Raw genomic sequence first — 11,759 nt, 5'->3', positions numbered from 1 at the left:
TTTTATAATTATATATATTAATTAAATTTATGAGAAAGATTTTAGGAGTGGGTTTTATGGAAAATTTAGAATTAACCAATATGGTTATGATAGTAAATGAAAAGGATAATAAAGTGCTTGTTCAAAATAGAGTTAAGGGTGGCTGGACAGGAATTGCATTTCCGGGGGGGCATGTAGAAAAGGGAGAATCAATAATTGATTCAGCTATAAGAGAAGTTAAAGAAGAAACAGGGCTTGATATTAATAATTTAGAGATTTGTGGTATAAAAGACTGGTATATAGATGAAAAAAATAAAAGGTATATGGTAGTACTTTTAAAAACAAGCTTTTATAGTGGAACTTTAATTGAAGATGGAGAAGAGGGAGATGTCTTTTGGGTGAATTATGATGAGATTCATTCATTAAATTTAGCAGATGGATTTGATAAAATGATAGATATTATGTTTAACAAAAGTATTAATGAATATTTTATATTTAAAGATAAAAATACATTAGAGTGGAAGGAAATATTGAAGTGATATAGTAGGTTTACATGGTGAAAAATGAATTTGTTAAAGTATCAAATAATAATTCTAATTAATTTAGTTGAAAATTGAAGGTGAATATTAAAATTAAAGCCTGCTAAGGTTAAAACATCAAATATGAAGGTGCTATAGCTTTTAGACATAAAAGAAAAATAACTGTTAAACATTTTAAAATGAACAATAATTTTAAAATTATTTTCATGAAATTAATAATTAAACTATAAAATTAATTTAAAAAATATGTAATAGATTGCAGATGTTAAGAATATATTAAAAGTTAACTGATATGTTACAAAGATAAAGCTATAATTCAACAAAAAATACTATGAAAGAAGAGTAAAATTAATTTACAATAAATTTATTTTTATAATATAAAAGTTAATGTTATAGATGTCAGTATAGTGTTTAAAAATAATTTTAATATTTGAACAATCTTTAAGTTAAAACTAGCTTGTGAATATATTAAATTTAAAATATTTTCCTATAATATTAACTATAGATGGGGGAAGTTATTAATATGTTAAGTGAACTAGTAGACCAAAACACAAAGCTTGCTGTAGTTGGATTAGGTTATGTAGGATTGCCTTTAGCAATAGCATTTGATAGAAAAGTAAAAGTTGTGGGATTTGATGTTAATTCTGAAAAGATAAATAAATATAAGTTAGGAATAGATCCAACAAATGAGGTTGGAGAAGAAAAAATAAAAAAAGCAACTATTTATTTTACTAGTGAAGAAAAGGATCTGAAAGAATGCAAATTTCATATAGTATCAGTACCAACACCAATCAAAGATGATAATACTCCAGATTTATCGCCTGTAATATCAGCAAGTGAGATAATAGGAAGAAATTTAACTAAAGGATCAATTGTTGTATATGAATCAACTGTATACCCAGGAGTTACAGAAGATATATGTGTGCCAATATTAGAAGAAAAATCAGGATTAAAATGTGGAGTAGATTTTAAGATTGGATATTCTCCAGAAAGAATTAACCCAGGTGATAAAGTAAAAAGATTGGAGAAAATAGTGAAAGTAGTTTCAGGAATGGATGATGAAACTTTAAATGATGTAGCTAATGTATATGAACTTGTAATAGAAGCTGGAGTTTATAGAGCTAAAAGTATAAAAGTTGCAGAAGCTGCAAAAGCAATTGAAAATGCACAAAGAGATATAAATATTGCATTTATGAACGAGCTATCTATTATATTTAATAAAATGAATATAGACACTAAAGCTGTAATAGATGCTGCATCTACAAAGTTTAATTTTATAAAGTTAAATCCAGGATTAGTTGGCGGACATTGCATAGCTGTAGATCCATACTATTTGATATATAGTGCTAAAAAAGCAGGAATAGAATCTCAGGTAATTTCAGCAGGAAGAAGAATAAATGATAGTATGGCAAAGTTTGTAGTGGAAAATACAGTTAAAAGCTTAATAAAAGCAGATAAAAGGATAAAAGGTTCTAAAGTAGCTGTATTAGGAATGACATTTAAAGAGGATTGTCCTGATACTAGAAATTCAAAGGTTATAGATATCATTAGTGAATTAAAAGAATATGATATAGATGTAATTGTGACTGATCCATATGCAGATAAAGAAGAAGTGAAAAAGTATTATAATTTAGCTTTAGTAGATCTAAAAGAAATAAAAAATGTTGATGCAATAATAATTGCTGTATCTCATAGTGAATATAGAAATCTAGAAGTTAAAGATTTAATAAAATTATATGAAAAAGAACAAGTGTTAGATGAAGTTGCAGTAGATATAAATAATGAAGAGAAAAAACTAGTTTTAATAGATGTTAAAGGTATTATAGATAAAGATGAATGTCTTAAAAACAACATAAATTATTGGAGTTTATAACAAACGGCTTAAGTGGATCATATAAGAAAATATGATCCATTTTTATTTTAAGAGATATAAGTCTTCAGGTATTATCAAATTAGAGATGTCTAAAATTTCTGAAGAAGAAAAGTTCATACTTTCAACAATCCAATGATTATTTTTCTTTGAATAAGTTATATCTAAAATTTCAGAGTTACGTAATTTATGTTCACTAATGGCATTTCCATCAGAAGTTTCTATTATTGTTGTGTAGGGATCTATTTTAAGAATATCCTTAAAGGTTGATTGTGAAGGGATAATATTATTAAAACAACATTTAGTCAAGAATTTGTTTAATTGCCATATATCAAGCACGTTGTTGGTGTCATTATCATAGGAAACAATAAGTTTGCTACCATCCTTAAGTTTTCGTATTTCATAAGTTATATTTGTAAGTTTACGTGTTACAAGTGGAGATCCATAAGTTTCATCAATAGATTCTTTTTTTAACGATAAAGAAATCAATTTTCGTATATCAATAGGTATGTTAGGCTTTAATATATTCAATGTATCAACTCCTATATAAGATTTAATATTAAGATTATAATAGAAAATTGTGGTTATTATTGCAAAAACACATATTAAAATTGTTAATAAAAATTTTTTCATATATTACACCTGCATAAAGTATGGAATTTTTATAAATTAAAAATCTACAATAATATATTTATTTGGTAAATTATTGTAGACTTTATAAAAGTATTTGTCAAATTATTTTACAACAGCTATATAAATAGTATCACTATTATAGAAATTTTTAATATAAGTTCCTAAATCCCAACTATAAGTACTAGGATTTATCATTCCTAAGTATTGAGATGGAGTTTGACCAGGTTTATGACACCAGCCACCATCACTGCATTGTAACATAAAATGATAATCATACATGCCTTGTTGATAACCAACTCTTAATGCAATTCTATACTCATTAGAATTTATAGGTGCTGTTGCAGAATTTATTAAACGGCTAGATCTGTTAGCTTTAGATAAATCATTTAAAACATATTTGGCAACTGTATTTACATCAGCCTTTTGACCTCTTCCAATAGGGCTACCAGATGAATAATATAAATCACCAGGATTTAAAAATGCATTAAATCTTGATGCATATCCATAACAATTTATTTTAGTAGTTGTAACAGAAGTATAATCCCAAGCAGCACCAGTATCTGAAGTTGACATTGGAACATTGTATAAGTTAGAATCATTATTATTTTTATTTAGCAAATTATTATTAACATCATTTAGAATGCTATTTATTAAATCTTTATCAAAATCTGAAGTAGAATTAATATATTTTTTTACCTCATTTTTACTAACTACTTCCCCAGATGAAGTTTTTATAAAGTCATTATTCTTTTGTGAATTATCATCTGAGGCAAAAGCAGGAGATGATAATGAAAGTGTAATTGCAATAGCCATAATTACACTTAAAAATTTTTTAAACATAATAAGACCTCCAAAATATTTTTAATTACATACATATTTTACCATATATATATTTTGAAATATTGTTTTAATAAAAATTTAACAATTTAAATTGAAAAAATATATTAAAAATAACAGTCATTAATAATAATGACTGTCGCTAAGCTACTTATTAGTTATTATTTTTATAAATTCAATTTTATCATTTTCATCTTCAAACATTTTAAAATAATCTAAAATTTCAATAGCAAAGTCTATAAATGCATATCCTTGAGCAGTTATAATATTATTATCTTTTACAACTCTATCATAAATAAAGTTTTTCCTAGGAAATGGGTCATCTATTTCATTAAATTGTTTTATATGTGAGTCAGTCCAGGTAGTAATTGAGGTGGTGTATTTTTTATTATCTAGAATGGAAGCTTTAGCAAGAAATAGTGGAGCTGAACATATGGCACCTATAAGTTTATTGTTTTTATCTAACTTTTGTATTAATGTTATTAATTCTGGGCGTAATTCTAAATTCCAACCACCAGGAATAATTAAAGCATCAACATCTTTAATTAAGACATCACTAACAAGGCTTAATGATTTATAAATAAGTCCTGATTTACTTTTAATTAATTTACTTTCATAAGATATTGAAATAATATCTTTATTTAAGTTAGCACTTAAATTATGAACTAAAAAGTTAACTTCAAAATCAGCCATTTCATCATAAATGAATAGTAATATTTTCCCCATAAATAAATCCTCCTAATTTAACTCATATATATTATTTTCCCTTTTAAGGATTTTTTCTTCAATAAGGCCTCTACGTAAAGTACAAAAATCATCATAAAAGTCAGCAAGGATTAGATTAACTTCTTTTTCAGTATATTTTTTATTAGAGGAAAAATTTTTGCCTATTTCTTCTAAGATAATTTTTCTTTTCTTTTGCTGAACAGGAATAGATTTTAACTTTCCATATTCAAAAAACGAATTTAAAACATTATTTTTATACTCATTTTCACGCTTTATTTGTATATCACTTTCAAAAGTGTTCATATTAATTACATCATTTAAACTTAATGCAAGTATAGTGTTATTTAAATGATACAAAGTATAGTATTGTTCCTTAGTAGAAGATACTAATTTGGCATCTTCAAGTTTCTTTAAATGAAAAGATACTGTAGATGCTGATAAATCTAATCTTTCAGCTAATAACTCAACATACATAGGTGATTTTGATAAATTATCTATTATTAGAAGACGAGATTTATCGGAAAGGCATTTAAATATCTTTATACAATCAATATCCATTTAATTCTCCTTATAATACTTATTAAAGCAGTTTATAAATATTTGCTTTATTTCATTTGCAGTTTCTAATTTAACTTTTTCTTTGTAGTATTCATCTATCATTCCAAATTCTTCATCTTTTATTAATTTTTCTTTCCAAGACTTTGGAAGTTTATTAAAAAAATCAATATAGTTATTAAATAAATTTTTAAGTTCTATATTTTCAGAGGTTTTATTAATACAACTTTGTTTATAACTTACATTGAATACAGTAGAAAAAATCTTACAGATATTAATTTTAATATTTTCAAGTATTGCTTCATCATTGCGATTTTCATTTGATAAGGTTGTAGCATTGTTTTTAAAATTTGTCATCAAAGTAGTAAGTTCTTCTAAATAATCTTTTCTTAATTCTTCAATAATTATCATAATTGTTACCTCCATATATGATTATATAAATATAAAATAGAAATAATTAAATTTATTTCTATAATCATCTAATTAAATTATAAGAAGTATTTCAATATTAATCAATATATTTAGAAAATTGAGAAATTAAATTTTTATTAATAGAGAAAGAAGTACTTTAAAGGTAAACTTTAAGTTATGAAAAGAATTATTTTCAAATGAATATATCTATGTAGACAAATAAATTTAAATTCTAATGTAGACCAAATAATGATATTATAGTAGTTACAAGGTTTATTGAATAATTTAACTTTGTAAGGAATTACTGGATTTAAATTTCTAAAAAATTTTAGCTAATTTGTCTATTATTTTTTAGAAATTTAAAATTTAATAACAAATAGCAGTCAGAATAGAGGGAAAATTATGAATTTTAATTTTAAAAAAATGCAGAAAAAGTATGCTAAAGAAATTTTAAAATGGCACTATGATGGAAAGTATTCTTTTTATGATATGGAATTTGATAAAGAGGATTTAGAAGATTTTCTAGAAATAATAGAAAATGACAACTGGGACAATTATTATGTGGCAGTAGATGAGAAAGAAAATCTTATAGGTATGTTTACTTATAATTTTAATATGGATGTTATGGAAATTGGTTTAGGATTAAAGCCTAGTTTAACAGGTAAAGGTATAGGAGAACATTATGTAAAAGCTGGGATTGAATATGGTTTACTGGAACTTGGTTTTGAAGGAAAACAAATAAAATTATCTGTTGCCAACTTTAATAATAGAGCTATAAAAGTATACAAAAAAATTGGTTTTAAAGAAGTAGGTAGATATATTCAAACTATAAATGATGAAAAATATGAGTTTATAACTATGATTAAAAATGTGTGAATAAAAATAAGAAAGTGAGAATATGTAAATGAAATCAAATTTGAAGGAAACAATTAAAAGTATAAGAGAAAATGATTGGATAATTCCAGAAGGTATCAACAATTATGAGCTAACTTTAGAAATGCTGAGAAATATAGGGTCTACTGATTCAGAATTTAGAGATGATTTAATACTTACATTACTTATTAAAATAATTATAGGAAATAGGATATCAAAAGATGAAATAATGAAACTTTTAGATATTTGTTTAGGAAAAGATTATTTATTTTATAATATAGGACAAACTTCTGATGATTCAGTATTTAAACGAACATTTACTTTATTAGCAATAGAAGTAATTATATATACCAATAATCAATGTGAAAAACAATTTATTAAAGATGAAAAAGTATTAGATGTTTATAGAAAAATATTAAGATACACTAATTTAGAAAGAGATGTACGCGGGTATGTTAATATTAAGGGATGGGCTCATTCAAGTGCTCATACATCTGACGTACTATGTGTTTTAGCAGAATCTAAAGCAATAGGACATGAAGAGTTAATTAAAATTTTAGAAGTTGTAAGAGAAAAAGTATTTATAGATTACTATACTTATATAAATCAAGAAGATGAAAGGCTTGCAAGAACAGTTACTTGTGTATTAGATAGAAAAATTATAAGTGATGAAGAAATGATAAATTGGATAAAGAGTTTTTATATAAAAGATAAAAAATATACTAATGAGGAAGAACATTTAAGAGAAAATATAAAGATATTTTTAAGAAGTTTATATTTTAGATTTAAAAATTTAAATTATGACAAAAATTTTATTTCTAACATAGAAAAACAAATTGATATGCTACCAGCATATTTTTAAATAGGTTATTGGAGGAACAGAAAAATGAAATAAACTTTACAAATACTGAGGAAACTATAAAAAAATATATAAGAATTTTCTTTAAAATTCTAATTATGGGGTGTGAAGGATGGATTATAGAGATAATTTAAAAGAATATCTTATAAATATAAAAAATAATAATTTTGAAATTCCAAAAGAAGTTGAAGTATATGATTTAGTATTAAATATGATGAAAAATATAGGGACTATTGATTCAGAACTTAGGGATAATTTTATATTTACATTAATCTTTTACATAATAAAAGATAGAAAAATTTCAAATGATGAGATGAAGAAACTTTTAGAAATATGTTTAAGTGAAGATCATTTATTTTACAAAATTGGCAACATTGAAGATGACTCAGTGTTTAATAGAGCGTTTAGTGTTTTAGTTATAGATGATATTATTATGGCTAACAATGGAGAGAAAACTAAGTTTTTAAATAATAATGAAATAATTGATGTGTACAATAAAGTTTTAAATTATTTTATAGAAGAAAAAGATTTGAGAGGTTATGTAAATGAAAAGGGGTGGGCTCATTCTGTTGCTCATACGGCTGATGCATTATGTAGTTTAGTAAAATGTGAATGCATCAAGAAAAAAGAAATAGGTAATATTTTAAAAGCAATAAAAGAAAAAGTGTGTGTAGATAATTATACATACATTAATGAGGAAGATGAAAGATTAACTAATATTGTTGTTGAAATATTAAACAGAGATATCATAAGTAATGATGAAATATTACAGTGGATACAGTGTTTTAGAAATGTTAATTATAAAGGTAAATATCCAGAAGATGGACATTTAAAAGAAAATAGAAAAAAGTTTTTAAGAAGTCTATATTTTAGATTAATTAAGTTAGGATATGATAAAAAAATTGTTGAAGAAATAAATACAATATTAAGAGAAACATCAAATTTTTATTAGAATCATGTTTAAGACAGAAATGTTTATAACATTATATTAAGATAATTATTATATTAAACTTAAATTAGCAATTAGAAAAATAACTTATTATAGGGGGAGTATTAATGGGGTTTGTAAAAAAAATAGTTGGAGATAAATGCTATCTTTCACCAGTTGATGAAACTGATGTAGAGAAGGTAACTAAATGGAGTAATGATTTAAGAGTATCCATAAGAACTGGAGATATTTCAGATATGATAACTTCAGATTTACAAAAAGAATATTTGAAGAATATGAGTAATACAGGATATGCTTTCTATATAGTTGATGCTGAAGATGATGAAGCAGTTGGTATTATAAGAATTATGAGAATAGATCGTATTAATAGACATGGTGTTTTGGGAGCATTTATTGGCGAAAAGGATAAAAGAAATAAAGGAATCGGAACAGAAGCAACAAAATTAATATTAGACTTTGCATTTAATGTAATTAACTTGCGAAATATTATGATAGAAACTTTTTCTTTTAATAATAGAGTTATTAATATGTGTAAAAAAGTTGGATTCAAGGAGATTGGAAGAAGAAGAAATGTAATTATATATGGTGAAAATGAGTTTGATGAAGTTTTTATGGATATATTAAACTCTGAATTTAATAAATTATATGTATCAAATATATGTGAAGCATTAAATTAAAATGCAATGTATAACGAAGATGGGCATAGCACATATGATAGTGAATTATTAAAAGCAAATAAAATAATTAAGCATCATAATATGGTTCTTAGTGAATGGTTTGTAGATTTAAAATTAACAAAGGATATAGTATTTTAATATTTAAAATTAAGGATATACAAATTTAAAAATTTGTATATCCTTTTATAATAAAAGAAAAAAATTTATAAAGAAATTCTTTTATCTACAACTCTTCTTAATTTATTAGTTCTAGAAACACGTTTTATTTCTTTAGGTTTTAATATATTTACATTTAATTCTTTGATCAAATTATTTTTTAAATCTTTATTGAGAGCTACACATTCATTTTTTAGTTCAAATTTAACTTTATTTGCAAGCAAACTTTTGTCTAATTTAATAGAACTATCTTTTAATTCTATATTACAATTAAATTTAAGCATGTTTTCTAATGGCTCAATAGTTACTTGATAAAATGAAGATAATGGCTCAAATTTTGAAATAACTGTATCAAGTTGTTTCAAATGTATATCACTAGCATTAAATCGAATAATATCGTCACTTCTACTTAATAATCTGAATTTTTTAGAGGTTCGTCCACAAGAACATTTTTCATCAATCCAGTCTATTTTATCGCCAACTCTAAAGCGAATTATAGGGTGTAGTGTTCTTCCTAAAACTGTTACTAATGCATCACCATCTGTACTTCTTTCTAAATAGCACCAATCTTCGCAAACATGATGTTCACGATCATCACAGTGAGGACATGTAAAGCCAATAGGACCAGTTTCTACGGCAGCATAACCCATAGAACAAATTTTTTTAGCTTTTAAAGTTTTCTTTAAATACTCCTTTGCAGGTTCAGTTAAATGATCACCGCTGTAATAAATATTTTCAATAGTAATAGCTAAAGACTTTTCTTCTATTCTTTGAGCTAGAAGTATTATATTTCCAGGGATACTCATTATTGAATTAGGTTTAAATAATTTTAAATATTCTATAGTTTCATCTTCATCTTGATTTGAGGTTATGGAAAGAATTTTACATCCTGTTTCTTCAAGACCATCATTTACAGCTATATAACCAGTCCAAAGTGCACCAGATTTCATATAATTTGCAACATAGTCATTTTCATTTATACCAGCAGCTCTAAAACCTTGACCAAAAACTTTTTTAGCTTCTTTAAATTCTGAATTACTATAGTTTATATATTTCATTTTCCCAGTGGTTCCACCAGCAGAGAAGGTGTATGCATTATTGGGAACATCTGTTAACATAACAGAAGACTTGTCTATACTATTCTCAAATAAATGCTTTTTCTCAAGGATTGGAAGTTTACTAAAGTCATTTAATGATTTCAGTGGTAATTCAATATCTTTATATAATTCACTGTAGAAAGGTGATTTTTTAGCTGTTAACAATAAATTATTTAATCGAGAAAGTAAAATTCTATCTTTTTTATTAGTATCTAAATAATCTATGCCTAAGGAATCTATACATATGTTTTCTGTATTTATAAATTTAACAAGAAGAGTTGTAAGGTACATTCCATCATGTGGTGAAGCTGGATCATCACTACTAGACATCATACCTGGTTTGCAAAAACGCATGACACCAATATTCATAAAATCTTCAATTATATCTTGAATGTTGTTATTACAAGCAATAGCAGTTGTGGACATATAATATTTAAAATTAGTCATATTACCATGCAATATATCTTTATAATTTTTAATTTTATTGATATAAATTGTTCTATTTAATGGCGAAGGAATTATATCATCGCTATTTTGAATTATTAAAGTATGATTAGCGTTATTACCTTCAATTAATTTAGTTTTACCATTAAACTCATTCCACTTATTTAATTCTCGAACACTTTTTATTTCAATAGCTGAATGCAAATCTATTTCAGGCTGAGGACATTTTAAACTTAGATTTTCTAGAGCACTATATAAAGCATTTATAAAAACATCTGTATTTTCATCTTCTTCAATAAAAATATTTTGACAACTTGTACAAGCCCGTTGTTCCCAATAAACAATATCATTTGCAAAACCTTCAGCGGCAGAAAGTATTTCTTCATAAGATAAGTTTTTACAAACTAAACCATAGCTTAATTTAGGACCAAAGTCATATAATTTTGTTTTTGCTGAAAGGCCATTTTTATAATTTATAACAGAATCCTCGCCACCAAATAATAAGATTGCATCACAAATGCTTTTAATGTAACCGGTTACTTTTTCGTTTTCTTTATTCCAGTAAGTTAAGCATATATATGGATATATTATATTATTTGTATCAGCTTCCATAAGTGCATCTAAAAATATAGATGGAAATATGAAATCTTGACTAGAAACTTTTAAAATATTTATATTTTTAGTTATGATTCCATAAATTAAAGAATCTACTGCACCTAGAAAAACATTACCAGCGGCAACATGACATAAAAGACCTATAGGCATAGCTCTTTTAATCTTTTGATTATATTCATATACAAATGTATCTAAACAATGATAATTTCCAAGTGAAGACAGTCGTTTACTTAGATTTTCTCTTTTTAATATATCTTGAAGAATATATAAACCTTCTTCAACCATAGAGTGAGAATAAGAAAGCAAATCTGGCAATGAACTCATTATTTTCTTAAAATAGATAGAGTTTTTATCAGATATTAATGTACCAACTTTTTCTAAGACAATAAGAATATCATCTATAGGAACATCATTAAATTTTTTCAACTTGTCTTTAAGAATTTCTTCATTTAAGTATTCTTTAAATACATCTAAGTCTAAATCTTTTGATTCATTTAAAACGTTTCCAAACAAAACATGTTTAAAATTATTATTCATAA

At 24.8% G+C, this 11,759-nt stretch carries 13 protein-coding genes; 7 read left to right on the top strand and 6 right to left on the bottom strand.

Going from position 1 to position 11,759, the window contains the following annotated elements:
• Positions 1-56 precede the first annotated feature (56 nt).
• Entirely contained in the window at positions 57-518 is a 462-nt protein-coding gene (locus BN346_RS08770; RefSeq protein ID WP_040327943.1) for an 8-oxo-dGTP diphosphatase, read from the top strand.
• A 517-nt stretch (positions 519-1,035) separates the two neighbouring features.
• The gene (locus BN346_RS08765) at positions 1,036-2,391 is read left to right on the top strand and encodes a nucleotide sugar dehydrogenase (protein ID WP_040328054.1); all 1,356 of its coding nucleotides are present in this window, start codon (positions 1,036-1,038) and stop codon (positions 2,389-2,391) included.
• Between the two features lie 42 nt (positions 2,392-2,433).
• Here BN346_RS08765 and BN346_RS08760 read toward each other — a convergent pair whose 3' ends face one another.
• The 5 genes from BN346_RS08760 to BN346_RS08740 all read right to left on the bottom strand — a co-directional run bounded on the left by BN346_RS08760 (position 2,434) and on the right by BN346_RS08740 (position 5,550).
• Complete coding sequence (locus tag BN346_RS08760) at positions 2,434-3,021, bottom strand: hypothetical protein (RefSeq protein ID WP_040327941.1); 588 nt, start codon at positions 3,019-3,021, stop codon at positions 2,434-2,436.
• A 102-nt stretch (positions 3,022-3,123) separates the two neighbouring features.
• Entirely contained in the window at positions 3,124-3,861 is a 738-nt protein-coding gene (locus BN346_RS08755) for a hypothetical protein (protein WP_040327940.1), read from the bottom strand.
• A gap of 144 nt (positions 3,862-4,005) precedes the next feature.
• A complete protein-coding gene (locus tag BN346_RS08750; RefSeq protein ID WP_040327939.1) occupies positions 4,006-4,584 on the bottom strand; it encodes a DJ-1/PfpI family protein in 579 nt (192 codons plus the stop codon).
• 12 nt (positions 4,585-4,596) lie between these two features.
• Entirely contained in the window at positions 4,597-5,142 is a 546-nt protein-coding gene (locus tag BN346_RS08745; RefSeq protein WP_040327937.1) for a DUF2087 domain-containing protein, read from the bottom strand.
• Positions 5,143-5,550, bottom strand: coding sequence for a hypothetical protein (locus tag BN346_RS08740; protein ID WP_040327935.1), 408 nt, complete (start codon positions 5,548-5,550; stop codon positions 5,143-5,145).
• Between the two features lie 402 nt (positions 5,551-5,952).
• Here BN346_RS08740 and BN346_RS08735 point away from each other — a divergent pair, with 402 nt between their 5' ends.
• From BN346_RS08735 to BN346_RS22235, 5 genes are all read left to right on the top strand, one after another.
• Positions 5,953-6,426 (top strand): GNAT family N-acetyltransferase, encoded by a 474-nt coding sequence (locus BN346_RS08735; protein WP_040327934.1) that lies wholly within the window; start codon positions 5,953-5,955, stop codon positions 6,424-6,426.
• A 28-nt stretch (positions 6,427-6,454) separates the two neighbouring features.
• Positions 6,455-7,285, top strand: coding sequence for a DUF2785 domain-containing protein (locus BN346_RS08730; protein WP_051540203.1), 831 nt, complete (start codon positions 6,455-6,457; stop codon positions 7,283-7,285).
• Positions 7,286-7,394: 109 nt separating this feature from the next.
• Entirely contained in the window at positions 7,395-8,234 is an 840-nt protein-coding gene (locus BN346_RS08725; protein WP_040327933.1) for a DUF2785 domain-containing protein, read from the top strand.
• Positions 8,235-8,338: 104 nt separating this feature from the next.
• Positions 8,339-8,908 carry a GNAT family N-acetyltransferase gene (locus tag BN346_RS08720; RefSeq protein ID WP_040327932.1) on the top strand — a complete coding sequence of 190 codons (570 nt, stop codon included), beginning with the start codon at positions 8,339-8,341 and terminating at the stop codon, positions 8,906-8,908.
• 6 nt (positions 8,909-8,914) lie between these two features.
• A complete protein-coding gene (locus tag BN346_RS22235; RefSeq protein ID WP_278245511.1) occupies positions 8,915-9,046 on the top strand; it encodes a hypothetical protein in 132 nt (43 codons plus the stop codon).
• 65 nt (positions 9,047-9,111) lie between these two features.
• Here the strand turns inward: BN346_RS22235 and BN346_RS08715 are convergent, their stop codons facing one another.
• Entirely contained in the window at positions 9,112-11,757 is a 2,646-nt protein-coding gene (locus BN346_RS08715; RefSeq protein ID WP_040327931.1) for an acyl-CoA reductase, read from the bottom strand.
• Positions 11,758-11,759 lie beyond the last annotated feature (2 nt).

Source organism: Clostridium ihumii AP5 (assembly GCF_000612845.1).
GTDB lineage: Bacteria > Bacillota > Clostridia > Clostridiales > Clostridiaceae > Clostridium_J > Clostridium_J ihumii.
Note: the sequence above shows the minus strand (reverse complement) of the source record. Positions and strands in the feature narration are given on the sequence as shown.